Below are 24788 nucleotides of genomic sequence, written 5' to 3'. Positions count from 1 at the left end.
GGCTAGTGATCGCGTTTGACGATCTCTGCGGCGATCGCCCGCAGCGGATCGGCGTCGCTGGCGAAAACTGCCAGTGCGGCCAGGGCATCGTCGTGTAGACGCATTGCATAGTCGCGTGCCGCATCGAGGCCGAGTAGCGCAGGATACGTGGCCTTGTCATGGGCGATATCCGCGCCCTGCGTCTTGCCGAGTGTCTGTGTGTCGGATTCGATATCGAGCACGTCGTCTCGGACCTGAAAAGCCAGGCCGATGTTCTCGGCGAAGCGATCCAGGGCGTCGCGGCGATCGGCATCCAGCAATGGATCGGTATCGGCGGCCATGCGTACGCAGGCGCGCAGCAGTGCGCCGGTCTTGTGTTGGTGCAGACGCTCGAGCGCGGCCTGATCGATGGCCTTGCCTTCGCTGGCCATATCCAGCACCTGGCCGCCCACCATTCCGCGCGAGCCACAGGCTTTGGCGAGGGTGAGCGTCCGTGCATTACAGATCGCTGGCTGTGCGGCCGCGCTTTCGTCGCCGGCCAGCACTTCGAACGCCAGGCTTTGCAACGCATCGCCGGCCAGAATGGCGATCGCCTCATCGTAGGCGATATGCACCGTGGGCTGGCCGCGGCGCAGCGCATCGTCGTCCATGGCCGGCAAGTCGTCGTGAATGAGCGAATAGGCATGAATCAATTCGACCGCTGTGGCCGGTGCGTCCAGTTGTTCTAGCGCCAGTCCCAGGGTCTGGCCGGTGGCATGGACCAGGCGTGGACGCATGCGCTTGCCGCCGCCCAGCACGGCATAGCGCATGGCGCCGTGCAGCGTTACGGGCTCGGTTTCTGCCGGCGGCAACGCGCGCTCCAGCGCGGCTTCGATACGGGCGCTAAGGTCGGTCGGGGCATCGATGGCCATGGGCAGGCAAGCCGTTGTTGAGCGGCGCGTTGATAGGCGATGGCGCGCTAGCTAGCCACTAAAGATTGAAGCGGTCAAATACGGAGCCCGGCGTACGGGCTGAACGCGCGTTGAAGATTCGATGACAGCACGCCATCGCAACGAACTGTGGGCCGGCCTGCGTGGTCACAGAGCGGAATTTGCGGATGAATCGACGCGCCGGACCGCGCAGGACAACGCATGAACGCGAAGTACAAATCACTCAGACAAACCGCGGTTTGTGTCGTGGCCACCCTGGTGGTCGTGACATGTATCGGTGTATGGAGCGCGGCTGCCAGCGAGCCGGCACGAGCCGTGGTGGAACGTTTCGACAGTTTGCTCTTGAGCACGATGAAACAGGGCCGCGATCTCGACTTCGCCGCGCGTTACGACAAGCTCGCGCGGCGTATCGATACCGATTTCGATATGCCGCAAATTGCCCGCCGCAGCCTTGGAAAAAGCTGGGACGCGTTGGATGCGGCCCAGCAGCGCGCCTACATCACGCGCATGCGCCGGATGCTGATCGCAGGCTATGCCCGAACGTACGACCAGTACGCGAACCAGCGTTTCGATATCGCCGGTCGGGAAAAGATCGATCCCGAATCACGCCAGGTCGATGCGGCACTGATCGCGCCCGACGGTACGCGACAGGTCACGCGTTATACGCTTGTCGATGAGCGTGGGCGATGGCGCGTGGTGCGTATGTCGCCGTCGATGGGTTTCGATGCATCGAGGGCGGCCGAAATCGTGCAGCGCGATGGTGCGCAGGCTGTGCTCGCCTGGATGGATCGCGGGCTGGCGCGTTATCCGCAGCTGCCGAAAGCCTAGCCGGCGAGCATGCGCTCGACCGTGTCCCAGTGGTCGGTGCGAATACGCGGCCATTCGAGCTTGAGCCAGGGCGTATAGAGCGACGGATTGTCGACGAGCTCGCGATCCAGCATTCGTGGCGTGACCGCCTGGCTTGCAGCGATTTCATTGGCGTTGGTCGCCACGGGCGTATCGGATTGGGCCACGTAGACCGAGCACAGCTCGTGTTCGGCCCCGATATCGCCGAAATGCGCGTGGTACTCGAAGCGATACAGGAACGTGAGTTCGGCGTTCACGCCCAGTTCTTCGTGCAGACGACGGGCAGCGGCATCGTCGAGCGTTTCGCCGCGGCGCGGATGGCTGCAGCAACTGTTCGCCCAGTAGCCGCCCCAGAGCTGCTTGCCCGGGGCGCGTTGTTGTAGCCAGACCTTGCCCGTGCCGTCGAACAGGAAGATCGAAAAAGCACGGTGCAGCACGCCGTCGCCTTCATGGGCTTCTGCCTTGGGCTTGTAGCCGAGCACGTTGTCTTGGCTGTCGACGAGAATCAGCGGCTCGTCGTCGAAGGATACGATCGGGGCAACGGAAGAAGGGTCGGACATGAACGGCTACCGGATTTCGGTAATGAATGTGTTATAGCCCGCGCTGCGCATGGCAGATGCAATCGCCTGGCAGTGGTCGGGTTCGCTGATCGCGATCATCGCGCCGCCACCGCCGCCGCCGGTGAGCTTGGCGCCCAGCGCGCCGTTATCGCGCGCGATCTGGACCAGTTCCTCAATCTCGCGCGAGGAGACCTGCAGCGCATTGAGCAGGCCGTGGTCGATGTTCATGAGTTCGCCGAGCTCGACCAGGTCGCCTTTGCGCATGGCCTCGGCGCCGGCCAACGCCAGTGCATCGATCTGAGAAAAGATCGATTCATATCGTTCCGGGTTTTTCTGCCAGGCAGCACGCACGCTGCCCACCGTCTGCATGGTGAGCGTCGCCACGCCCGACAGGCCGATGACTACCGGAATGGGGTGTGGCGTGGTCAGATCCTCGATATCGGCACGGCTATTGGCGTTGTCGCGGCGAAAGAGAATCGGCTTGCCGAACGTCGCCAGCGTGTTGTCGATGCCCGATGGCGTGCCGTGAGCGATTTTTTCGCAGTCGAAGGCAAGATTGGAAATCTCGCGCTCGCTGATTTCGATATCGAAACAACGTGCCATGGCACGGATCACGGCGACCGCGAGCGCAGCTGATGCGCCGAGCCCGTTCGCGCGCGGGATATGCGGAAAGACGTCGATACGCATGCCGCGATCGGCCAGGCCGAGGCGCTCGGCGATAAGCGTGATCGACGCATGCAACGAGCTGATCGCGCGTTCCGGCTCCGCCAGGCGCATTTCCACGCCCCAGCGCGGAATGACCAGATCGATATGGTTGGCTTGCGCGGTGACTTCCGCGCGCACATGCAGCGGAATAGGCGCAGCGATCGCATGCCGGCCATACACCACGGAATGCTCGCCGAGCAGGATGATCTTGCCGTAACCGATATCGCCGGCGGTATCGGCGTGTTCGATCACGTCCTGATGCGTGTTCGTACTCGTATTAACCTGCTCGAGCCGGGCGGTGTCTTCCAGCTCGGCGATGATCTCGCGTGCTTTCCATACCTTGATATCGCCGGCGGCGATCAGCCGGTCGACTACATCGTCGAAGATCGCGGCATCCGCACCCGCGGCCATCGCGACGCTGCGTGCATGCAACGTCATATGGCCGCGCTGAATGCCGTGCGTCGAGAGTGCCTTGATCGCGGCAAAGTTCTGGGCCAGGCCCACCGCACCCATGACTTCGGCCAGTTCGGCCGCGGATTGAATACCCAGCACGCGATGCGCGATCTTGACTGCCTGGTTCGACTCGACCTGGCCGCCCACCGTGCCGATCTTGAGTGGAATATCGAGTTCGCCGACCAGATCCCCGGCCGCGTTGGCATACCAGCGGGTCAGCGAACTGTAGCGCCCGGTGCGCGCGGCATAGGCATGGGCCGCAGCTTCAATCGCGCGCCAGTCGTTGCCGGTGGCAATCGCTACGGCATCGATGCCGTTCATGATGCCCTTGTTATGGGTCGTGGCCCGATAAGGGTCCGTTTCGGCGAACTCGTTCGCGAGGATGATGCCGTCGCGCACTTCCTCTCCCGAATAATCGCCGGCGGTGAGACGGGCAGTCGGGATCACCGCTTTCGAGCGCACCAGCGCGCGGTCAGTGAGATTCGACAGAATGCGCAGGAAAACGCGTCCGCCCGAGACCTTTTCCACCAACGGCGCGGCGCCTTCGCACATCGTATTGACGAGATTCGCGCCCATTGCATCGCGCGTATCCACAAGCAGGTGCACGACCAGCATTTCGCCGTGCGCGGCGGTGCTGCCGTGGGTATGCACCTCGATTTCACGCGCGCCGCCACCGCGCGCGACCATGTTCGGATGCAGGCTGTTGGCCAGATCCAGAATTTCCTGGGCGTTCTGCAGCAACGCCTGGCGCGCGTGTGCCGCATGCGGCACGCCCACGATCTGTATCTGGCCGATGAGCAAAGGGCGCTCGGCATGACTTTCGAACCCGCCGGCGCCACGCACGATCTTGGCCGCGGAGCTGACTGCGGCGATGATCGAGGGCTCTTCGACCACCATCGGTACGAGATAGTCGCGGCCGTTGATCTGGAAATTCAGGCCCAGGCCCATCGGCAGCCCGAATACGCTGATCACGTTCTCGATCAGCCGGTCGGCCTGGGCGGCATCCATCACGTGGGCGCCATCGACGAGCATCTCGTATTCGCGCTCGTCGATGACCTCGCGCTCGAGCAGAACGCGCAGCCGGTTGGCGACGGAAAACTTGTAGAACGAAGGTATCCGGGAATGACTCATCGCAATTGAAAGCGTTTCGTAAAAGGGCGAAAACGAGGCCGGAGCCGGGTTCCCGCTAAAGATCAGGGGCGCAGTTTATCGCAGACCGATGGCAGACCGGCGTCAGCCCGGCGATTGCGGCGTCCGACAGGCCACGCCGGCGGCGCCGAAATCCAGGTCCACGACCCGTGCGCCGGCCTGTTCAAGCGCGGCGTGCAACCGCTTTTCCTCATCACCACGTTGTGCGAACACCAGACCCACATCGCCGCCACCGGCGCCCGATGTCTTGAATACGCCGCCGTGCTTTGCCGCCAAATCGGCCAGTTGAAAATGCTGCGGTGTGACAATACCGGCGCCGGCCGCGGCATCGAGTCGACATAGCGCAGCAAAATAATCGGCGGCGAGCGTGAGAAAGCTGCGCGTATCATTGAGGCTACCCACGACGGCGTCCGCCAGCGCGCGCAAATCTGCCATGTATCGGGCATGGGCGTCCGGCGCGCGGTTGCCGTAATCCGCTACGCGTTCGACGAGGTCGGGTGTGCTCGCGCCAGTGCCCGTAACCAGCGCGTAGGCCGCGAGATCGGCAGGCCAGGTGAGCGGTATGGGCGTGTGATCGCGGGTATAGCTGATCAAACCGCCGTAGACGGCGGCTGCCACGTCGCCACCGCTGCCGCGTCCGTTCTGGGCTGTGCGATGGGCGGCGATCGCGCGCATTGCCAGGGCGCCCTTGTCGAGCGATTCACCGCTTGCCTGCGACAGGGCCGCGGTCAGCGCGGCAGCCACCGCCGCGCTCGATCCCAGCCCGAGCTTATGGCCGTCCTGGGCAAAATCCCGGCTATCGATCGTAACGTGCTGCGCGGTCAGGCGTGTGCCCAGCGCTGCAGCGCTATGCGCGCGTACTGCCTCGAACACAGCGAGCTTGCTGCGTGTGGCGGCGTCGAACTCAGGGGGGGGCTGAAGGTCGGCGCCGAGATCGAGATCCCGAATACCCAGATTCGCAGCGGTGAGGCGCCAGCGCGCATCGGGCGAGGGCGTGGCTCTGACATGCACGCGCCGATCGACAGCCGTGAGCAACGCCGGCGCGCCGGCGAGTACCGCATATTCGCCGATCAGAAACAGCTTGCCGGGGGCGCTGGCTTCGACGGTCACGTTCAGTCGAGCGGGTGGGCGCCGGGCCCAGGCCGCTGATACGCGTATCCAGCACGCCAGGTACGCCGGCCAGTACAGCCGCAACCTCAGCTGTATGTTCGGGCGCACAGATCGCCTTGACCTGGGGCCCGGCGTCGATCGTGAATAAACCGGCGTACCGGCAGCGCGCAGCGCGCGTATGGCGTGCATCGCGGCAACCGTCGCGGCATTCCAGTAGATCAGCCCGGGGCGCGTCGACAGCATCAGGCCGTGCAGCTTCAGACAGCTCATTTCCGTGAGCGCGCCTACGGTTTCGAAATCGCGGGCGGCGATGGCATCGCGCATGCTCGCCAGATCGTCCGGTGCTCGTGCGACCCAGGCATCGTAATAATCGGAACGCTCGTCGAGTGCGGCCATGCCGGCGGTGGAATTCACGCTTTTCGCGTTGCGATCGGTAATCGCGACGACCACGCCCAACGGCCAGTCCTCGGCATTCAGTAGCGGCTCGGCGTAGGCGTCTTCGCCGCCGTCGGCCTGGCCGCGGTGCATTTCCACGATGCCGCCGAATATCGAACGCGCTGCCGAGCCGGAACCCTGGCGGGCCAGAATCGATAAGTCGCGCGCACTCGTTTCAAGGCCAGCGGCTCGACAGGCGGCCAATGCCAGCGCGCTGTAACCCGACGCAGACGACGCCAGGCCGGCACCAGTGGGAAAATTGTTCCAGGATTCAACGCGGGCGCGATGCGCGATGCCGGCGCGTGCGCGAATCAGGTCTAGAAACTTCGTGAATGGCGCAGCATCGACCTTGCGCCCGCCGATATCGACGCTGTCGCGTTCGGCGCCGGGATGAAAACCCACGCGGGTATCCGTATAGAGCGCATCGAGCGTGATCGAAATGGAGCCCACGGCCGGCAGATTGAGCGCCGCGTCGCGTTTGCCCCAATACTTGATCAGGGCGATGTTGCTATGCGCGCGTGCAGTGGCAGGCGAAATCGGTGCAGCACTCATGTGGCGGGTTCAAAGCCGGTCGAAGTCAGACGAAAGGATACGCGAAAGCGCTGGCGCGGCGCAGTTGCACGGCGTATTACAAGGTGCAGCATTTGCTAGCATATCGGTATTCAACTTGGCCTGCCGAACTCGGCACAGCCGCGAAGACAAGAGATCGCGATGCCTGGAATCAGTGGACTGGCGCTATATCTGCCGCCCTATCGTGTACAGCTCGCCGACTGGTGCGAATGGAACGACCAGTCCTGGGACAAGATTCGTAACGTCGTCGGGCGCAGTTTTCGTATGCGCGGGCCGGAACAAAGCGTGTATACGCTCGCGGCGAACGCAGCCTGGCGGCTGATTCAGGCCTACGATATCGATCCGCGTGATATCGGCTATCTGGCGCTGGGTACGGAATCCTCCAGCGACAATTCGGCTGGCTCGGTCATCGTCAAGGGCATGCTCGACGATGCGCTGGCTGCACACCGCATGCCGGCGATGTCGCGCGAATGCGAAGTGCCGGAATACAAGCACGCCTGTCTGGGCGGTGTGTATGCCATGAAAGGGGCGTTGCGCTATCTCGCGACCGACGGCGCGACGCGCAAGGCGATCGTGATCTGTTCGGATATCGCCGAATACGAGCGCGGAAGCAGCGGCGAGCCCACGCAGGGCGCTGGCGCGGTTGCCATGCTGCTCGAAGCCGAGCCGCAGTTGCTGCATGTGGATCTGGCGGGCGCGGGCAGTGCGTCGGACTATCGCATGGTGGATTTTCGCAAGCCGTTCGCACGTTTTCGTGGCCAGCCCAGCCGGATCGACGGGCAAATGCAGGATCTGCCGGTCTTCAACGGCCGCTATTCGACCAGTTGTTATATCGATGCCACCCGGCATGCCATGAATGCGCTGCTTTCCCGCCAGAGCGAGCGCTCGCGCGACTATTTTCATAGCGTGGACGCCGTGTTCATGCACCGCCCGTATCACAAGATGCCGGCATCGGGCTGGGCGATGGCCTATCTGTTTGCGCTTGCCGAAGGCGATGCCGCCGCGCGCGCCGAATTACGGGAATACTGCGCACAAGCGGATGTGGATTACGAAGCGGTACTCGCCGAGATCGGTGGCGCTGCGCCGGATATGCGCGAACGCGTGCATGCCGGGCTGAGCGGCGACGATGCGTTTCCGAAGGCCTCGCTACTGCTGCGCGGGCTGCGCCACAGCGACTTCTGGCAGGCTATGGTGGCCGACAAACTATCGCTGGGCAGCGAAATGATGCGCGATCTGGGCAATCTCTATACCGCTGCCTTGCCCGCATGGCTTGCAGCCGGCTTCGTCCAGGCATTGCGCGAAAAAGCGAATCTCGACGGCCAGCGCTGGCTCGCGCTGGGCTATGGCAGTGGCGATGCCGCCGAAGCCTTGCCGATGCGGGTCGCCGACCACTGGCGCAATGCCGCCGCACGCATCAATTTCGTCGAAGCACTGGGCGACCCCCTGGATCTCGACCAGGACCAATACGTGGCTCTGCACGATGGCCGCGTAGCCGCGCTCGACCCGGTGCCTGCGCACGACGAATTCGTTGTCGATGCGATTGGCGAACGTGACGAGCCGGACTTTCGCGATGTGGGCATCGAGTACTACCGCTACGTCGCCAATGGTCACACGTTGAACCGCACGCGCTAACAGCGCGCGGTCCAACGCGTGAACTACCAACCGTCGGCTTACGGGCAGGGGTTGGGGTTGTCGGCGTGAATGGCCTCGATCGATTCGACCAGCTCGTCCGACAGTTCGATATCGGCGCTGGCGATATTGGTTTCCAGCTGTTCCATCGTGGTGGCGCCGATAATGTTCGACGTCAGAAAACTGCGGCTGTTCACATAGGCCAGTGCCATTTGGGCCGGGTCTATGCCGTGCTTGCGTGCGAGGGCCACGTAGTCGGCCGTGGCCTGCTTGCCGCGGGCGTTGGTATAGCGCGAGAAACGTTCCCAGCGCGTCAGGCGAGCGCCTTCGGGCGCGGCACCATCTAGATATTTGCCGGTGAGCATGCCGAACGCCAGCGGCGAATACGCCAGCAGTCGGACATCCTCGCGCTCGGCGCATTCAGCCAGGCCGATTTCGAACGTACGGTTGAGCAGCGAGTAGGGGTTCTGGATTGAGACCACGCGCGGCAGATTTTCGTTTTCGGCGGCGCGCAGGTAGCGCATCAGCCCCCACGGCGTTTCGTTGGACAGGCCTACGCAGCGAATCTTGCCTTCCTCGACGAGACGGCCCAGCTCGCCCAGTGTTTCCTCGATGGGCACCGCATCATCGTCTTCGGCATGGGTATAGCCGCGTTTGCCGAAGGTGTTGGTGGAGCGGTCCGGCCAGTGCACCTGATAGAGATCGAGATAATCGGTATGCAACCGGTCGAGGCTGGCTTCCAGCGCGCTGCGGATCTGTTTGGGCGTGAGCCGTGTTTCGAAGCCGTCGCGCAGATAGTCCATCTTGGAGCGGCCGGTGACCTTGCTGGCCAGCACCACATCGTCGCGCCGCCCCGAGGCCGCCAGCCAGGAGCCGATATATTCCTCCGTTCGGCCCTGCGTATCGGCCTTGGGCGGGACCGGATACATCTCGGCGGCATCGATGAAGTTCACGCCCTGATCGAGCGCATAGTCGATCTGGCGGTGGGCTTCGTCTTCGCTGTTCTGCTCGCCGAAAGTCATGGTGCCGAGCGCAATACGACTGACGTCGATATCGCTGCGGCCGAGTTTGCGGTATTGCATGAAAGGTCTTCTTTATTGACGTGTAACGAGGCGCTTGCGCCAACTCAACGCGAAAGCGCGGCTTCGCGCTGTTCGAGCAGGCGCCGGATGATCGGCCCGATGATGATTTCGATGGCCATGCGCATCTTCGTGCCGGGCACCACCACGGTATTCGGACGCGACATGAATGATCCATGGATCATGGTCAGCAGATAGGGAAAATCAACTGCCCAGTGCGCCGGGTCACGAAAACGGATCACTACCATCGATTCGTCGTCGTTGGGCACGTCGCGCGCCACGAACGGATTTGACGTATCCACCAGCGGCACGCGCTGGAAATTGACGTCGGTGCGGGTGAACTGGGGCGTGATATAGCGCACGTAGTCGGGCATGCGCCGCAGGATCACCTTGGCAACGTCCTCCGGCGCATAGCCGCGCACATCGATATCGCGCCGGATCTTCTGGATCCATTCCAGGTTGATGGTCGGCACCACGCCCACCATCAGATCGACGTGCTGGGCGACGTCGACCTGATCGGTGACCACGCCGCCGTGCAGGCCCTCGTAGAGCATGAGCTCGGTATCGGATTCGATCGGCGCCCAGTCGGTGAAGGTGCCTGGCTCTCGGTCGAACTCCGCGGCTTCGATCTCGTCGTGGAGATAGCGTCGGGTCTCGCCGGTGCCGCGATCGCCGTATTCGGCGAACAGTTTCTCCAGCCGGTCGAGCCGGTTGGCGCCCGGGCCGAAGTGGCTGAAGTTCTCGCCGCGAATGGTGGCGCGCCTGACGGCCTTGGCCATCTCGCGCCGGCTGTAGGCATGGAACGCATCGCCATCGATATAGGCGGCGCGTACGTGCAGGCGATGAAAGATGTGTTCGAATGCGATACGTGCGGTCGATGTGCCGGCACCGGATGAACCCGTCACCGCGACGATCGGATGGATCACGGACATGTTGCGATAACTCCCAGTACTGCGGCCAACGAGCGAGCGTTCCGGTCGGCGCCATAGCTGCCGACCAGAATGCGCGATCAGGGTACGGATGAACAGCTGCTGAAGCGCTGGTCACCGCTGACCAACCATACCACCGCTGTGCGCTGAACCGCAGCGCGCTGTGCTTGGGCGGCAGGGCTTTTGCATACGTTGCATATCCTGCTGCGACGCCTGTGCGACGGGCGCATTGCAGTGGGAAAACAATCGGTTTGTGGTGCGCCGCAGCTTGACACGAACCGGTCTATACCATTTAGTGAAACCACTCTATCCAGAATCCACGAAGGGGGATTTATGCGGCTCAAAACCATCGGTTTGGCCATCGCGTTCGGACTCGTCACTGTGGCGGGCTCCGCGAACGCCGAAACCTGGCGCTTCGGTCTCGAAGAGATTGAGGGCAGCGTCCAGTACGAATATGCCAAGGAATTCAAGGAGCGCATCGAGGAAGAGAGCGGCGGTGACATCACCGTGCAGCTGCTGCCTTATGGCAAGTGGGGGTCCAGCTATTCCGCACTCTATGACGCGATCCAGAACGGTGCGATTCAGATCGGCTTCGGTTCCGGCTTCCTGGGCGGCACCGTGCCGGAAAGCCAGCTCATGAGCCTGAACTTCGTCATGCCGGAAGACGAGCTCGAAACCGCGAAAGCGCTCAACTCGGATACGTTCCTGAAAAGCGATGCTTGGCAGCAGTCGTTTCGCAAGCGCGGCCTCGTGCCCCTGGCGGGACTGCCCGAGGGTTATCAGGTTTGGACCGCGAACAAGGAAATCCGCAGCCCGGAGGATATGAAGAATCTGCATATCCGGGTGATGGATAACAGCCTCTTGCGTGCGACCTATCGTGCCTATGGTGCCGCGCCGATCACGATCGCCTACGGCGAGCTCTACAGCGCGCTGCAGCAGGGCCAGGCGGATGCCAACATCCAGCCGGTGTTCGCGCATGAGGAAATGGGCTTCTACGAAGTTCAGGACTACATGATCTTCGCGAATCAGTCGCAGTTCGTCGGTAACGTCATCGGCAATCTCGACTGGTGGGAAGGCCTGTCCGAGGACCAGCAGAAGATGGTCGAACAGACGACCCAGGAGCTGGTGCAGGTCGGTCACGATATCCAGAGCCAGTTCAACAAGGAGCGTCTGGATACGATCAAGGACAAAGGCGATATCCAGATCATCGAACTCAGCGACGACGAGCGCGCCAAGTTCGAGGAGAAAGCCAAGCCGGTACGCGATACCTACGTCAACGAGGTGGGCGAACGTGGCCAGGCCTCGCTTGATGCGCTGCTCGAGGCCATCGACGAAAACAAGGGCGATAGCGCCAGCCAGTAACGACTGTCGCCGCCTGGCCCGATCGTATGATTGGGCATGACCCTGAGCCCGGGCAGTACGCTGCCCGGGTTTTTTTGTGCCCGAATGCGGGATAAGTGTGCGGCGTATCACCCGTTTTGGGATGGTCGGCGTCCAAGGCATGCGTGTGCTGAGAACCAGCCCTGTCGGTGGTTAAAGCCCGTATTCATGCGCGCCGATGCGATTGCCGACACTGTCGCAGGCATGACCTTTTTTGGTGCGATGCGATTCTTATGGTGCCGGAGCGCGGCCGCGCTCGGACGCGGTCGGGCGACGGGCTGTGTGACAGCGACGCATCGTGCGGGTAAGTCGCGCCGCGCCTGGGCGGCGGTGTCCGGACGCAGGCGGTTGGAGCGGCGCAGGCGTCGCGGCAGTACCCGGGCCGGCTATTGTCCGCCGATGGACGGCAGGAACAACGAGATCTGTGGGAACAGGATGAGGATGAAGGTCGCCAGCATGAGAATGGCGATGAACGGCGGTGTGCCGCGAATCACGTCCATATAGGGCCGGCGGAACACCGCGATCGCGGTGAATATGTCGCAGCCGAAGGGCGGTGTGGCCGAGCCGATCGCGGCCTGTAGCGTGACGATCACGCCGACATGTACCGGATCGAGGCCGGCGGATTGCACCAGCGGCTTGAAGATCGGTACCAGGATCAGAATGACCACGATCGGGTCGACGAACATACAGCCGACGAAGAACGCGGCTGCGATCAGCAGCAACGCCAGGATCTGGTTCTGGCCGATCGCATCGATGGCCGGCCCGAGCAGCTGTTCGGGTACGCCCGCGGTGCCCAGCGTCTGAGAGAATGCCGCGCCCACCGCGACAAGAATGAAAACCACCGCGGTGATCATGCCTGTGGAGAGCGCAAGTGAACCGAGATCGCGGATCGAGACCTGACGATAGATGATGACTTCGAGCACCAGCGCATAGGCCACGGCGATCGCCGACGCCTCGACGGCACTGAAGTAACCGCCGTAAATGCCCCCCACGACCAGCACGGGAAAGCCCAGCGGCAGGATGGTCTTGCGTAGTGCGGTGAAGCGTTCGCCCCAGCTTGCTTTCGGTTCAGCGGGAATGCCCTGAATGACCGCGCCGATATAGCAGTAGATCGAGAACATGCCGAGGATCAGCAGCCCGGGCAGGATGCCGGCTAGAAACAGATCGCCGATCGAGGTCTTCATCACCACGCCGTAGACGATGAAGCCAATGGACGGCGGGATCAGCAGCGCGATATCCGAGGCATTGATGATCAGCGCGAGCGCAAATTTGTCGGGATAACCCTTGGCTAGCAAGCGCGGACGCATGGGCCCGCCCATGGCTACGACCGTTGCTTGAGTAGAGCCCGAAACGGCGCCGAACAGGGCGCAGGAAGCGGCTGTGGTAATCGGCAAGCCGCCGCGCATGTGGCGGGTAAACGCATCTACCAGATCGAGCAGGCGGTTGGCGGTATGACCCTTGGTCAGAATATCGGCGGCAAAGATGAACATCGGTACGGCGGCGAGCACCCAGCTGCCCACGCCACTGATCATCCAGCTCACGGCCTGATCCGGGCCGAAGAACGTCATGCCCGTGAACATCATGTAGAGCGTGCCCACGGCCAGCGGCACCATCATCGGGAACCCGAGCATCAACAGCACGAGCATGATCAAGCCCAACCACATCAGCATGCGCTACCCCTCGTCATCATCGTTACAGCCGAAAAGCGTACGGGCATCAAACGCCGTGCGGCTCTTGGCTGGTATGGGTCTGTCCGCTATCGTCGAGCGGGATGTCGGAATATTCTTCTTTTTCGTTGAACGACCGATAGATATCGTCGCTGATCAGGTTGCGAACGATAGTGAGCAAGTACTGCACGCCCGCCAGCGTGAAGCCGATCGGTAGCGCCAGATTGACCATCCATAGCGGCACACCGAGCGATGAGCTGGCCCGGCCACGTTCGTAGAGCGTGATGTCGTACTGGGCCGATTTATAGGCGAAATAGAACATCAGCGCGCCGGTACCCAGACAGATGACGATCAGCATCGCCTTGCGTGCCCAGCCACTGAGCTGGTCGTAGATAGCCGACATGCTGATATGCCGGGCGCACCGTGCGGCATAGCCGACGCCGACGAACGTCATCACCACGATCAGCATTTCGGTGACTTCGTACGTGCCGGGAATGCCGCGATCGAAAAGCAGATTGCCCACGACATGGGCACTCATCAGCCCTGCCATGATCAGTACGCTGCCGGCGACGACAACGCGCTCAAGCCAGCCGAAGGCCTGATCGATCGCGTTGAGTGCCGATAGAAGAATGTTGCGGTTCCCGGCTTGGCCGGCGTTGTCTTCGCTCATATGTCCGCCTCGCGTTCATTCGCCCTGACTACCACCGGCTGATGCGTTTTAGTCTGCCGATCTGTATGTCGACCTTGCGCGAACCCTGGTAGCAATAACGTCGGTCGTTGTGCCCGATGTCCTTTTTGACGGTACAGGCATCGTTTAGCCGGCGCTACTCGCCATTCGGACAACAGCCGCGTTGGCCGCGACCATCGCGTATGGCGTGTTACGGCTAGCAAAAGCGATGCCATGCGCCGTCGGGCGTGCCGTTCGCCCGGCCCTGTTTGGCCTGCCAACGGCGATCGAATGCCTAGGGCAGACGGCGATAGGCCATGTCGAATACAGCGTGGCCCTTGCGGAGTCCTCTGGCTTCGAAACGGGTGCCGGTACGCGGTGGTTCGCTTACAAAGCCCTCCCGATCGCCGACGTTCTCGAACGATGCGTGCGCATCGAGCACTTCGCGCATGTGCTCGGCGTAGTTGGCCCAGTCCGTGGCCAACCGCCACAGGCCGCCGGGTTTGAGCACGCGCGCAATTTCGTTGGCGAAACCGGGCTGAACGATACGCCGCTTGTGGTGGCGCTTCTTGGGCCACGGATCCGGAAAATAGAGCAGCACGTTATCGAGGCTGGCGTTGGCAAAAGCTGTTGCAAGCACTTCGACGGCGTCGAGATTGAATACTCGAACGTTCGACGCCGCGGCGTCATCGACCGCCCCGAGCAATCTCCCGACGCCGGTGAGATAGACCTCGATACCGATGAAATCCTCATCGGGGTATCGGGTCGCAAGGTCGGCCAGCACTTCGCCGGCGCCGAAGCCGATTTCAAGTGTACGCGGCGCCTCGCGGCCGAACTCACGGGCCCAGTCGATCGGTGCATCGGGCATCGACAAGCCGTAACGTGGCCACAGCAGATCGAGATTTTTTTGTTGTCCGCTGGTCAGACGGCCTTCGCGGCGTACGAAGCTGCGGATACGGCGTTCGTGCGTCGTGTTCACGTCGTGCGATCTCGCGTGGCGCGCCCGCGGCCGTGGTCGGCCGTGAGCGCAGGCAATAGAAGGAGGCTTAGAAGGGCAGGTCGGTCATCGGCGAAGACGCGGAGGCGTAGCGTCGGCGCGGCATGCGCCCGGCGAGAAACGCCATACGACCGGCAATCACGGCATGGCGCATGGCCTGGGCCATGAGAATCGGCTTGTTCGCATGGGCGATAGCCGAATTCATGAGCACGCCGTCGCAACCCATTTCCATGGCAATCGATGCGTCCGAGGCCGTGCCTACACCGGCATCGACTAGCACCGGCACATTGGCGTTCTCGACGATCTCGATCACGTTGTAACGATTCTGAATACCCAGCCCGGAGCCGATTGGCCCCGCCAGCGGCATGATCGCGACACAGCCGATGTCTTCCAGCCGGCGCGCGGCAATCGGGTCGTCGCTGGTATAGACCATGACCTCGAAACCATCGTCGACCAGTTGCTGGGCGGCGACGAGCGTTTCGCTCATGTCGGGGTAGAGGGTTTTCTTGTCGCCCAGGACTTCGAGCTTGACCAGATTGTGGCCATCTAACAGTTCACGTGCCATGCGACATGTGCGTACCGCGTCTTCCGCGCTGTAGCAGCCGGCGGTGTTCGGTAGCAGGGTGTATTTCTCGGGCGGGATGATATCGAGCAGGTTGCGCTTTTTGGCCGCCTCGGGATCGTTCAAGGCCGGCGTGCGCCGGATCGCCAGTGTTACGATTTCAGCGCCCGAGGCCCGGATCGAGGCGTCGGCTTCATCGAGATTGGCATACTTGCCGGTACCCACGAGCAGCCGTGATTCGAATTTGCGCCCGGCGATGGTGAGCTGGTCGGATTCGGCAATCGCCTGGCCGCCGCCGATGGCCTGCACGATTTCCAGCGTATCGCCGGGCGCGATCATCGTCTGTTCGTAACGGTCGCGGGGCACGATCTGCCCATTATGCTCGACGGCGATACGCTGATCGCCATAGCCTAGATTGCTGACCAGTTGCGCGAGCGTGGCATGCTCCGCGCACTGGGTGGGTGCACCGTTGACTTCGATCTGCATGATGTTATCTGACGTTGTCGAAAGTGATGAGCAGGCCGTCTCGCCTGTCGAGACGCGCTAGAATAACGCGCCTCATGGCTGCATGCGACTTGCGCCGGCCGGTGTTCAAGCGCCATCGTTCGCGAGGAACGCGCCGCGGCGATGCGTGGTCTACTCGCCTAGTCCGCAACGCGTATCGCGCCGCTTCGATAATTTCAGTATGGCCTTGCCCGCATGAAACGTACTTTCCGCATTCTGCTTGCCGTGTTGGGCGTGCTCGTTGCGTTGATCGTGGTGGCGGTCATCGCGCTGCCGCTGATTCTCGACCCCAACGACTACAAGCCCCAGATCAACGCTGCCATCGAGCGCCAGATCGGCCGCGAGGTGAATATCAGCGGGGATATCGGCTTGTCGGTGTTTCCGTGGTTGGGCCTGGAACTTGGCCGGGTCGAGGTGGCCAATGCCGAGGGCTTTGGCGACAAGCCCATGGCCGAAATGAATTCGGCTGAAATCAGCGTCAAACTGCTGCCGTTGATTACGCGCGAGATCGAGGTGGGCACGGTCAGCCTCAATGGATTGCGCCTGCGCTTGGCGCGCAACGCCGATGGCCGCAGCAACTGGGCCGATATCAGCGAGCGTCTGAGCGAAGGCCAGGCCGAGGCCGAAGAGGCTGAACAGACCGAAGCACCCGATGACACGGATACCGGTACACGCACGCCTGGCGGCTTTACCCTGGAATCGCTTCAGATTGGTGCGATCGATATCTCGGATGCCGCCGTGTCTTGGCAGGATGCCACCACCGGCGCCGACTATCGTCTGACCGATGTAAAGCTGTCGACCGGCCGACTGGTTGACGGGCAGCCCGTACGCACCGAGTTTTCCGGTGATCTGGCCGCGCCGGGTGAAAAGCTGACCGCCGATTTCAACGTGGTAGCGCGCGTCGAACCCAATATCGCCGACCAGTTCTATCGGTTCTCCAATCTCAGCTTCAATGTACTGGCGGCCGGGGACGCGGTGCCCAACGGCAAGCAGCAGGCGTCGCTTTCCGGCAACGGCGAATACGACGCGGCCGAGGGGCGCTTGAAACTCTCTGGGATGACATTCCAAGGGGCCGGTTTGAACGTGACCGCCAATTTGGACGGCACCGGCCTGAATGCCCAGCCCTCGTATGCGGGCCGGGTCACGGTCAAGCGTTTTGATCCGCGCGCGGTGATGAACGAGCTGGCCATCGATGCGCCGGCCACGCAGAAATCCGGCGCGCTGTCATCGGCAGGCTTCGATGCGCAGTTCGATATCAACGACAAGCGCGCCGAATTCAAACAGATACTCGCGACACTCGATGACAGCTCGCTCAAAGGCTCGGCAAGTGTCGAAAATTTCGATCGGCCTGCGTTCAAGTTCGATCTCGATCTGGACGAACTCAACGTCGATGATTATCTGCCGCCGGGCAGCGCCGAGCAGGCGAAAAGCGAACAGCCAGCCGAAACCGGCGGCGGCGATAAACAAAAAGCCGCCGAAATCGATCTGTCCGTCCTCAAGGATCTGCGTCTGGACGGTCAGCTTTCGGCTGGCTCGCTGACGGCTGCCAATATTGAAGTCACGCATGCCGAGCTCACGGTGGCAGCGCGCGATGGAGTGCTGACCATCGAACCGCTCACCGCCGATCTTTACGACGGCAATGTGCGTGTCAACGCACGCGTGGATGCATCGAAAGACACGCCGCGCTATGCGCTCAAGGGCAATCTCAACGGCTTGCAGTTTCAGCCGCTGCTCAAGGATGTGGCCGATACCGATCGTGTCGCCGCGCTCGCCAACATGAGCGTCGATATCACGAGCGCGGGCAAGCAGGTGGCCTCGATGAAGCGTGCGCTCAACGGTAATGTGAGCTTCGATCTGCGTGATGGCACGTTCAACGGATTCAATCTCGGCCAGCTGATCGCCGCGGCACGCGCCCGCCTGGGCGACGGCGACGTCGCTGCGAAAAACAACGGTATCGGTCGTGAGGAGCAGACACCGTTCAATCGCTTCGCGGCCTCGTTCGCAGTCAGCGACGGCGTGCTCGCAGGCAAGGATCTGCAACTGGTTACGCGCGTGCTCGAAGCGACTGGCTCGGGCAGCTACGATCTTGCCGACAATGCGCTGGACTACACCGTGGCCGCCGTCGTGCCGGACGATGCCTCCGGCAAACTCAGCGAGCTGGCCGGGTTGAGCGTACCGATCAAGCTCACCGGCAACCTGATGTCGCCGAACTATAGCCTCGATGTGGGTACTGCCCTGCGCGGGGCTGCCGAGAAGCGGCTGAGCGAGGAGAAGGAAAAGCTGCAGGACAAAGTACGCGAGAAACTCGAAAAACGAGGTAAGGAAGTCGATGCCGATACTCGTGCGCGCATCGAGAAAGGCTTGAACAGCCTTTTCGGTGGCAGCAAGAAGGCCGCCAAGGCCGAGTCCGATTCGGGCGAAGCGGCCAACGCCTCGCCAGAGAGCGCCGATTCCTCGTCGGAGTGAGCGCGGGCCGCGCTGCGCGCGCACGCTGCTCATGGGCGCCGTGATCGCGCTGGCCGTGGCGGGCCAAGCCGCGGCGGTCACGATCGAGCGCATGCAGGTCGAGCGCGATGACACGCGCTATACGATCGCGGCATCGATGGTGCTGTCGGTGTCATCCGTGCACGCGTTTCGCGCGGCGAGCGACTATGAACGTCTGCCCGAGTTCAATCCGAGCATTATCAGCAGCAAGCGTTTGCCCGGCTCGCGGCTGCGTTCGAACATCCGTTTGTGCGTTGCGTTGTTCTGCAAGCAGATCAAACAGGTGATGCGCTACGAAGAAACACCACCGGACGCGATCACGATGCAGGTCGTGCCCGGTGCGGGTGATCTCAAGCGAGGCCATGCCGACTGGCAAATCAGCGCCGAGGGTGCGAACGCGGCGCGTCTGGTTTTCGACGCCGAGATCGAGCCGGGCTTCTGGGTGCCGCCGTTGATCGGTCCGTATCTGATCGCGCGCGAACTGCGGCGCCAGGCGCGTGTGACTGCCGAATCCATCGAACGTCTTGCCAGCGATTATGACGACGAAACCGAATCCGGCAACTGAGCGCGCGCCCGAGGCAATAGCCGGTGCGTTGCTGACCTGGTTCGATGCCCATGGTCGTCACGACCTGCCATGGCAGCATCCGCGCACCGCATATCGCGTCTGGGTGGCTGAGGTCATGCTGCAGCAGACTCAGGTGGCCACAGTCATCGGTTATTTCAACGCCTTCATGGCCCATTTTCCCGACGTCCATACGCTGGCCGCCGCGTCGAACGATGATGTGATGGCGCATTGGGCCGGGCTTGGCTACTACGCCCGGGCGCGCAATCTGCATGCGGCGGCAAAGGCCATCGTTGCCGAATACGCCGGTGAGTTCCCGCGCACGGTGGACGAGCTGATGGCGCTACCCGGCATCGGCCGTTCCACAGCCGGTGCGATCGCCGCACAGGCCTTCGGCGTGTGGGCGCCGATACTCGATGGCAATGCCAAGCGTGTGATCGCGCGTCTGGCGGCGCTGGAGGCCAAGCCCGGTACCTCGGCCTATGAGAAACCGCTCTGGCAGCTGGCCGAGCGCTATACGCCGCGTGTACGTGTCATCGATTACACGCAAGCCATAATGGACCTCGGGGCTACGCTGTGCACACGAAGTCGCCCCGACTGCGAGCGGTGCCCGCTGGCCGATCGATGCCATGCCTATGCGAATGGTAGCCAGACACGCATCCCGGCACCACGCAAGCGCGCCAAACGCCCACAGCACGAAACCCGGGTGCTGGTCGTGATGGACGAAGCCAATCGTGTGCTGTTGGAAAAACGCCCGCCGGCCGGCATATGGGGCGGCCTATGGAGCCTGCCCGAAGTTGCGGTCGATGCTGATATCTCGGTGCTGTGTGAAAGGCGTTTGGGTTTGAGCGTGGAAAACGTGCGGGAACTCCAGCCCATCCATCACGGTTTCACCCATTTCGAACTGCGGATTCATGCCACACGTGTACAGGCCGGAGACAGGGCACGTATCATGGACGCTTCGCTGCAATGGTTTGCCGCAACTGCACGCCCCGGCGTGCCGGCACCCATCGCAAAGCTTCTGGACAGCCCGCAACAAACGCTAGCGCTATGAGCCACACCGTACACTGCGTCAAACTCGATCAAGAAGCCGAAGGCTTGCCGCGCCCGCCGTTGCCCGGCGAGCTTGGCCAACGCATCTACGAGCATGTGTCGATGCAAGCGTGGCAGCAATGGATGACCGAACAGACGCGCCTGATCAACGAATACGGCCTGCACCTGGCCGACCCGAAAGCGCGCGAGTTCCTGATGGAACAAACCGAAGAGTATTTCTTCGGTAGCGGCGAGACCGCCGAAACGCACTACGTACCGCCCGAACAGTAGCCTGATCGAACCTCTCCGAGGTTGACGTTAGGCGCGAGGATCGGTTTAATACGCGCTCTTCAAGATCGCCTTGCACGATCTGGCCGGATAGCTCAGTTGGTAGAGCATGCGACTGAAAATCGCAGTGTCGGTGGTTCGATTCCACCTCCGGCCACCATTCTTCATCCCCTCGTTGTTAAGGCTCGATTGCGCCGTAGCGCAATGCCGCCGATTCGATCGCGGCATCCGAAGCTTTTCGCGTGGATGTGTCTTGTCCGGCGTTTTACACTCGCGTTGAGGTAAACCGGCAGGCACAGGCGCGATGACGCAACTGACGACGACCCGCTGCAGCGGCAGCGAAATTCAGCCCTATGTGGACGAACTCGCGGCATTGCGTATCCGCGTGTTTCGGGATTTCCCTTATCTCTACGATGGCGATATCGACTACGAGCGCGATTATCTGGCCACCTACGTGAACTCATCGCGCTCGCTCGCATTTCTGGTACACGACAGCGGTCAGCTCGTGGGCGCGACGACTGCGTTGCCGCTGCAAGACGAAGAACCTGCGTTTCGAAAGCCGCTTGCCGATGCTGGCTTCGATGTCGCACGGGTATTCTATTTCGGCGAATCGTTGTTGTTGTCGAACTACCGCGGGCACGGGCTCGGGCACCGGTTTTTCGACGAACGCGAGGCTTGGGCAAAGCAGGCCGGCGATTTCTCGCACGCCTGTTTTTGTGCGGTTCAGCGGCCGGAAGAGCACCCCTTGCGACCGGCCGGCTACCAGCCGCTGGATGCGTTCTGGCAGCGTCGCGGTTTTGCGCGTCGAGACGATATCAACGCGTTTTATCGTTGGCGCGATATCGATCAGCGCGAAGAAACCGATAAGCGTCTGACCTTTTGGATACGCGCACTCCACTGAGCGTCGCAGACCGGCTCGGTCGCCTGGTCGCGGACGGTGTTCGCGACACTGGTGTGAAACTTGCGTTAGGGTAAGGTCAGCTTCACGGCAGGCGTTGGGGGGACGCGTTTGAACACTAAATTATCGGTAGAGCATGTCTATAAGGTTTTCGGTGCGCACCCGAAACGCGCGCTGGAACGCATCGAAAAAGGGCAGACAAAGGACGAGATCTTTGCCGCCACCGGCATGACGGTGGGCGTGTCCGATGCCAGCTTCGACGTTGAGGAAGGCGAGATATTCGTGGTCATGGGGCTCTCCGGCTCCGGCAAATCCACGCTCGTACGAATGCTCAACCGCCTGATCGAGCCCACCGCAGGCTCGGTTCGTATCGACGGTCAGGACATCACGCGAATGACGCACAAGCAGCTTATCGCGCTGCGTCGTCGCGAGATCAGCATGGTGTTCCAATCGTTTGCGCTCATGCCGCACCAAAGCGTGCTTGAAAACACCGCGTTTGGGTTGGCGGTCGCTGGCGTCGCGCGCGAACAGCGCGAGGAAACGGCGCTGGCGGCTCTGGATGCCGTTGGCCTCAAGGCCAATGCCCACAGTTATCCCGACGAGCTCTCCGGTGGCATGAAACAGCGTGTCGGCCTGGCGCGCGCGCTCGCGGTCAATCCCGGCATTCTGTTGATGGACGAGGCATTTTCGGCGCTCGATCCGTTGATCCGCACCGAAATGCAGGATGAGCTGCTTCGGCTACAGTCGGAGCATGCACGCACCGTCGTGTTTATCACCCACGATCTGGACGAAGCCATGCGTGTGGGCGATCGCATAGCGATCATGCAGGGCGGTACGGTTGTTCAGGTGGGTACGCCCGAGGAAATCGTGCGCGAACCGGCTAATGAATACGTGCGCTCGTTCTTTCGCGGGGTCGATGTCAGTCATGTGTTCACTGCGGCCGATGTGGCCCGCCGCGATCAGGTCACGGTCATGGAACGCCCGGGCGTGAGCGTGCGCGCAGCACTGGAGCGTTTGCGCGAGTACGACGGTTCGGCCGCCGTGGTGCACGATCGCGGCCGCGCCTATCAAGGGGTGGTGAGCGTCGATTCGCTTATGGCCTGTATCGACAGCCTGGGCCGGCGCGATGAAGGGCGTATCGAAGATGCCTTTATAAACGACATCCAGCCGGTGTCTGCCGATACCCCGTTGACCGAACTCATGACCCAGGTCGCAGAAAGCGCGTATCCGGTGCCGGTCGTGGATGAAAACGGGCGCTACAAGGGTTCGATTTCACGAGCGACGCTGCTGCATACGCTCGATCGTACGGATAAAGGGGCAGCATGATGAGTCTGCAAGCCGGTATCGGCTCGTTCTGGCAAGCGCTCAAGGAAGCGTTCGTGGTCGACCTGCCAATCGGCGAAGGTTTCACGGCGGTTGTCGATTTCATGCAGGCGCATTTCGACCTGTTCTTTACCGCCATCGCCAATGCAATCAGTTTCGTTGCCGACAACCTGACCACGTTCTTCAATTATCTGCCGCCGCAGTTGGTATTTGGCGTGCTGGCGATCCTCGCGCTCTGGCGCGTGGGTTGGCAGTTCGCGTTGTTTGTCCTCGTTGGCCTGTATGTCGTGCTGGGCATGGATCTGTGGCCCGAGTCCATGGATACGCTGGGCCTCGTGATCGCGGCGACGCTAGCCGCACTCGGGCTGGGCTTGCCGCTCGGTGTGGCGATGGCCAAAAGCGATCTGCTTGCTGCCACCGTGCGGCCGGTGCTGGATTTCATGCAGACGCTGCCCGCGTTCGTATACCTCATTCCGGCGGTGATCTTTTTCGGCACGGGCCGTGTGCCCGGCACGATTGCAACGGTGATTTTCTCCATGCCGCCGGCGGTGCGCATGATGAATCTGGGTATTCGCCAGGTGCCGGCTGAAAACGTCGAAGCCGGGCGCGCTTTTGGCTGCAATCCGTTGCAACTACTGTTCAAGGTGGAGTTGCCGCTGGCATTGCCCTCGATCATGGCTGGTATCAATCAGACCATCATGCTGGCGCTGTCGATGGTAGTGATCGCATCCATGATCGGCGCGGGTGGCCTGGGAGATCCGGTGCTTGCCGGCATTCAACAGCTGCGGCTGGGGACGGGTTTCGAAGGCGGGCTCGGCGTGGTGATCCTCGCGATCATCCTCGATCGTCTTACTCAGAGTTTCGCGCAGCGCAGTCGCCAGCGCACAGCGATCACCACACGATTAAAGCAGTTTTTCGCGCGCGGGGAAGGCGCGCGCAGCAACTGAGATAACGCGCGGGGGCGCGTGTTATCAGGCAATGAATCATTCGAAGGGAGACCACAACCATGCATAAGCATTCATTCAAACACTGGCTGGGCACCGCGGCGATGGCCGCGAGCCTAACGTTCGGCGCCATGGGCTCGGCCCAGGCCGCAGACGATACGATCGAATTCGGCTGGACCGCCTGGTCGGACGCCGAGTTCATCACCAAGCTCGCCAAGCAGGTCATCGAGGAGCACACCGATTACAACGTCAAGCTCACGCTGTCGGCGATCGGCGTGCAGTATCAGGGCGTGGCCAACGGCGATCTCGATGCCATGCTCATGGCCTGGTTGCCGGATACGCACGCTGACTACATGGATCGCGTCAAGGACGATGTCGACAATCTGGGGACGATGTACGAAGGCGCGCGTTTAGGCTGGGTCGTACCGAGCTATGTGCCGGAAGATCAGGTGGCATCGATCGAGGATCTCAAGAAAGCTGAGGTCCAAGAAAAGCTCGATGGCAAGATCCAGGGCATCGACCCGGGCGCCGGCCTGATGCAACTGTCGAATGACACGATGGAGGAATACGGACTCGGCGACTACCGCCTGGTATCGGCCAGTGGTGCGGCCATGACGGCGGCTTTGGCGCGCGCGGAAAAGCGTGACGAGTGGATCGTGGTCACCGGTTGGACGCCGCACTGGATGTTTGGCCGCTGGGACCTGCGTTTTCTCGACGATCCGAAAGGCACGCTCGGCGAAGCACAGCATGTCGACGTGATTGCGCGTAAGGGCTTCAAGAAAGACTATCCCGAAGTCGCGGCTTTTCTGAGCAACTACAAGCTGAACCTGGAAGATCTCCAGGCCGCGATGGATGAAGCCCAGAAAACGAGCTACGAAGAAGCCATCCAGACCTATATCGAAGAAAACGGTGAGCAGATCGAAGGCTGGTTCGAACAAAGCTGATCTTGCGGTAAATCGATCGCTCAGGAAGGCCCGGCATTGCCGGGCCTTTTTCGTGCGCGCTCGTCGGCGATTGATGTCGTTGCATGATGAAGGCTGTTAGCCTCCGCGCCTGGTTTACGGGTGGCGTCGTGCCGACGGGGCACGTGCTGGCGGTTTATTGAAC

The 24788-nt window shown here is 62.0% G+C and carries 21 protein-coding genes and 1 tRNA gene; 12 read left to right on the top strand and 10 right to left on the bottom strand.

The genetic code is table 11. The features are described 5' to 3' along the window. Nucleotides 1-2 precede the first annotated feature (2 nt). Nucleotides 3-890: a farnesyl diphosphate synthase gene (locus SSPSH_RS03955; protein ID WP_006912341.1), complete on the bottom strand. Its 888-nt coding sequence runs from the start codon at nucleotides 888-890 to the stop codon at nucleotides 3-5. Between the two features lie 219 nt (nucleotides 891-1109). Here SSPSH_RS03955 and SSPSH_RS17725 point away from each other — a divergent pair, with 219 nt between their 5' ends. Next, a complete protein-coding gene (locus tag SSPSH_RS17725) occupies nucleotides 1110-1736 on the top strand; it encodes an ABC transporter substrate-binding protein (RefSeq protein ID WP_006912338.1) in 627 nt (208 codons plus the stop codon). Here the strand turns inward: SSPSH_RS17725 and idi are convergent. The 3 genes from idi to mvaD are packed head-to-tail and all read right to left on the bottom strand — an operon-like array spanning nucleotide 1733 to nucleotide 6718. Continuing rightward, on the bottom strand, nucleotides 1733-2314 hold the full coding sequence (gene idi, locus SSPSH_RS03945) for an isopentenyl-diphosphate Delta-isomerase (protein ID WP_006912337.1): 582 nt from the start codon (nucleotides 2312-2314) through the stop codon (nucleotides 1733-1735). The genes SSPSH_RS17725 and idi overlap by 4 nt on opposite strands. Nucleotides 2315-2320: 6 nt before the next feature. Further along, entirely contained in the window at nucleotides 2321-4666 is a 2346-nt protein-coding gene (locus SSPSH_RS03940) for a hydroxymethylglutaryl-CoA reductase, degradative (RefSeq protein ID WP_420852593.1), read from the bottom strand. Between the two features lie 39 nt (nucleotides 4667-4705). Then, complete coding sequence (mvaD, locus tag SSPSH_RS19145; protein ID WP_021031383.1) at nucleotides 4706-6718, bottom strand: diphosphomevalonate decarboxylase; 2013 nt, start codon at nucleotides 6716-6718, stop codon at nucleotides 4706-4708. A 159-nt stretch (nucleotides 6719-6877) separates the two neighbouring features. On the opposite strand from mvaD, the gene SSPSH_RS03925 reads away from it, so the two are divergent. Further along, nucleotides 6878-8368 (top strand): hydroxymethylglutaryl-CoA synthase family protein, encoded by a 1491-nt coding sequence (locus SSPSH_RS03925; RefSeq protein ID WP_006912333.1) that lies wholly within the window; start codon nucleotides 6878-6880, stop codon nucleotides 8366-8368. A 38-nt stretch (nucleotides 8369-8406) separates the two neighbouring features. Here SSPSH_RS03925 and SSPSH_RS03920 read toward each other — a convergent pair whose 3' ends face one another. Next, nucleotides 8407-9447 (bottom strand): NADP(H)-dependent aldo-keto reductase, encoded by a 1041-nt coding sequence (locus tag SSPSH_RS03920; RefSeq protein WP_006912332.1) that lies wholly within the window; start codon nucleotides 9445-9447, stop codon nucleotides 8407-8409. A 44-nt stretch (nucleotides 9448-9491) separates the two neighbouring features. Continuing rightward, nucleotides 9492-10376 carry a phosphoribulokinase gene (locus SSPSH_RS03915; RefSeq protein WP_006912331.1) on the bottom strand — a complete coding sequence of 295 codons (885 nt, stop codon included), beginning with the start codon at nucleotides 10374-10376 and terminating at the stop codon, nucleotides 9492-9494. A gap of 330 nt (nucleotides 10377-10706) precedes the next feature. Here SSPSH_RS03915 and dctP point away from each other — a divergent pair, with 330 nt between their 5' ends. After that, nucleotides 10707-11735: a TRAP transporter substrate-binding protein DctP gene (gene dctP, locus SSPSH_RS03910; RefSeq protein ID WP_006912330.1), complete on the top strand. Its 1029-nt coding sequence runs from the start codon at nucleotides 10707-10709 to the stop codon at nucleotides 11733-11735. 404 nt (nucleotides 11736-12139) lie between these two features. Here the strand turns inward: dctP and SSPSH_RS03905 are convergent, their stop codons facing one another. The 4 genes from SSPSH_RS03905 to thiS form a co-directional block, all read right to left on the bottom strand. Further along, the gene (locus tag SSPSH_RS03905; RefSeq protein WP_006912329.1) at nucleotides 12140-13423 is read right to left on the bottom strand and encodes a TRAP transporter large permease; all 1284 of its coding nucleotides are present in this window, start codon (nucleotides 13421-13423) and stop codon (nucleotides 12140-12142) included. 46 nt (nucleotides 13424-13469) lie between these two features. Next, nucleotides 13470-14090 (bottom strand): TRAP transporter small permease, encoded by a 621-nt coding sequence (locus tag SSPSH_RS03900; RefSeq protein ID WP_006912328.1) that lies wholly within the window; start codon nucleotides 14088-14090, stop codon nucleotides 13470-13472. Between the two features lie 292 nt (nucleotides 14091-14382). Continuing rightward, a complete protein-coding gene (trmB, locus tag SSPSH_RS03895) occupies nucleotides 14383-15066 on the bottom strand; it encodes a tRNA (guanosine(46)-N7)-methyltransferase TrmB (protein WP_006912327.1) in 684 nt (227 codons plus the stop codon). Nucleotides 15067-15133: 67 nt separating this feature from the next. Next, nucleotides 15134-16132 (bottom strand): sulfur carrier protein ThiS, encoded by a 999-nt coding sequence (gene thiS, locus SSPSH_RS03890; RefSeq protein ID WP_006912326.1) that lies wholly within the window; start codon nucleotides 16130-16132, stop codon nucleotides 15134-15136. Between the two features lie 213 nt (nucleotides 16133-16345). On the opposite strand from thiS, the gene SSPSH_RS03885 reads away from it, so the two are divergent. The 9 genes from SSPSH_RS03885 to SSPSH_RS03845 all read left to right on the top strand — a co-directional run bounded on the left by SSPSH_RS03885 (nucleotide 16346) and on the right by SSPSH_RS03845 (nucleotide 24625). Further along, nucleotides 16346-18616 carry an AsmA family protein gene (locus tag SSPSH_RS03885; protein WP_006912325.1) on the top strand — a complete coding sequence of 757 codons (2271 nt, stop codon included), beginning with the start codon at nucleotides 16346-16348 and terminating at the stop codon, nucleotides 18614-18616. Between the two features lie 31 nt (nucleotides 18617-18647). Beyond that, nucleotides 18648-19199, top strand: coding sequence for an SRPBCC family protein (locus SSPSH_RS03880; RefSeq protein ID WP_006912324.1), 552 nt, complete (start codon nucleotides 18648-18650; stop codon nucleotides 19197-19199). After that, nucleotides 19171-20250: an A/G-specific adenine glycosylase gene (mutY, locus tag SSPSH_RS03875; RefSeq protein ID WP_006912323.1), complete on the top strand. Its 1080-nt coding sequence runs from the start codon at nucleotides 19171-19173 to the stop codon at nucleotides 20248-20250. The genes SSPSH_RS03880 and mutY overlap by 29 nt, the downstream gene beginning before the upstream one ends. Continuing rightward, nucleotides 20247-20519 (top strand): oxidative damage protection protein, encoded by a 273-nt coding sequence (locus tag SSPSH_RS03870; protein WP_006912322.1) that lies wholly within the window; start codon nucleotides 20247-20249, stop codon nucleotides 20517-20519. The genes mutY and SSPSH_RS03870 overlap by 4 nt, the downstream gene beginning before the upstream one ends. Nucleotides 20520-20600: 81 nt before the next feature. Next, nucleotides 20601-20676, top strand: a tRNA-Phe gene (locus SSPSH_RS03865). 144 nt (nucleotides 20677-20820) lie between these two features. Continuing rightward, nucleotides 20821-21417 (top strand): GNAT family N-acetyltransferase, encoded by a 597-nt coding sequence (locus tag SSPSH_RS03860; protein WP_006912321.1) that lies wholly within the window; start codon nucleotides 20821-20823, stop codon nucleotides 21415-21417. A gap of 108 nt (nucleotides 21418-21525) precedes the next feature. Beyond that, the gene (gene proV, locus SSPSH_RS03855; RefSeq protein ID WP_006912320.1) at nucleotides 21526-22740 is read left to right on the top strand and encodes a glycine betaine/L-proline ABC transporter ATP-binding protein ProV; all 1215 of its coding nucleotides are present in this window, start codon (nucleotides 21526-21528) and stop codon (nucleotides 22738-22740) included. After that, a complete protein-coding gene (locus tag SSPSH_RS03850; protein WP_006912319.1) occupies nucleotides 22740-23684 on the top strand; it encodes an ABC transporter permease in 945 nt (314 codons plus the stop codon). Before proV ends, SSPSH_RS03850 begins: the two co-directional genes overlap by 1 nt. Nucleotides 23685-23743: 59 nt before the next feature. Continuing rightward, the gene (locus SSPSH_RS03845; RefSeq protein WP_006912318.1) at nucleotides 23744-24625 is read left to right on the top strand and encodes a glycine betaine ABC transporter substrate-binding protein; all 882 of its coding nucleotides are present in this window, start codon (nucleotides 23744-23746) and stop codon (nucleotides 24623-24625) included. The last annotated feature ends 163 nt before the right edge of the window (nucleotides 24626-24788 follow it).

Origin of the sequence: Salinisphaera shabanensis E1L3A (genome assembly GCF_000215955.2) — a bacterium.
Lineage (GTDB): Bacteria > Pseudomonadota > Gammaproteobacteria > Nevskiales > Salinisphaeraceae > Salinisphaera > Salinisphaera shabanensis.
The sequence above is the reverse complement of the archived record's forward strand: the minus strand, read 5'-3'. Positions and strand labels throughout refer to the sequence as shown.

Bases quoted from the DNA above. Each gene is read 5' to 3' on its own strand.
- SSPSH_RS17725 (WP_006912338.1), top strand. From the start codon at position 1,110: ATGAACGCGAAGTACAAATCACTCAGACAAACCGCGGTTTGTGTCGTG.
- SSPSH_RS03845 (WP_006912318.1), top strand. From the start codon at position 23,744: ATGCATAAGCATTCATTCAAACACTGGCTGGGCACCGCGGCGATGGCC.
- mvaD (WP_021031383.1), bottom strand. From the start codon at position 6,718: ATGAGTGCTGCACCGATTTCGCCTGCCACTGCACGCGCGCATAGCAAC.
- SSPSH_RS03850 (WP_006912319.1), top strand. From the start codon at position 22,740: ATGAGTCTGCAAGCCGGTATCGGCTCGTTCTGGCAAGCGCTCAAGGAA.
- mutY (WP_006912323.1), top strand. From the start codon at position 19,171: ATGACGACGAAACCGAATCCGGCAACTGAGCGCGCGCCCGAGGCAATA.
- SSPSH_RS03870 (WP_006912322.1), top strand. From the start codon at position 20,247: ATGAGCCACACCGTACACTGCGTCAAACTCGATCAAGAAGCCGAAGGC.
- SSPSH_RS03920 (WP_006912332.1), bottom strand. From the start codon at position 9,447: ATGCAATACCGCAAACTCGGCCGCAGCGATATCGACGTCAGTCGTATT.
- thiS (WP_006912326.1), bottom strand. From the start codon at position 16,132: ATGCAGATCGAAGTCAACGGTGCACCCACCCAGTGCGCGGAGCATGCC.
- SSPSH_RS03900 (WP_006912328.1), bottom strand. From the start codon at position 14,090: ATGAGCGAAGACAACGCCGGCCAAGCCGGGAACCGCAACATTCTTCTA.
- idi (WP_006912337.1), bottom strand. From the start codon at position 2,314: ATGTCCGACCCTTCTTCCGTTGCCCCGATCGTATCCTTCGACGACGAG.
- SSPSH_RS03925 (WP_006912333.1), top strand. From the start codon at position 6,878: ATGCCTGGAATCAGTGGACTGGCGCTATATCTGCCGCCCTATCGTGTA.
- SSPSH_RS03860 (WP_006912321.1), top strand. From the start codon at position 20,821: ATGACGCAACTGACGACGACCCGCTGCAGCGGCAGCGAAATTCAGCCC.
- SSPSH_RS03905 (WP_006912329.1), bottom strand. From the start codon at position 13,423: ATGCTGATGTGGTTGGGCTTGATCATGCTCGTGCTGTTGATGCTCGGG.
- dctP (WP_006912330.1), top strand. From the start codon at position 10,707: ATGCGGCTCAAAACCATCGGTTTGGCCATCGCGTTCGGACTCGTCACT.
- SSPSH_RS03885 (WP_006912325.1), top strand. From the start codon at position 16,346: ATGAAACGTACTTTCCGCATTCTGCTTGCCGTGTTGGGCGTGCTCGTT.
- SSPSH_RS03915 (WP_006912331.1), bottom strand. From the start codon at position 10,376: ATGTCCGTGATCCATCCGATCGTCGCGGTGACGGGTTCATCCGGTGCC.
- SSPSH_RS03955 (WP_006912341.1), bottom strand. From the start codon at position 890: ATGGCCATCGATGCCCCGACCGACCTTAGCGCCCGTATCGAAGCCGCG.
- SSPSH_RS03880 (WP_006912324.1), top strand. From the start codon at position 18,648: ATGGGCGCCGTGATCGCGCTGGCCGTGGCGGGCCAAGCCGCGGCGGTC.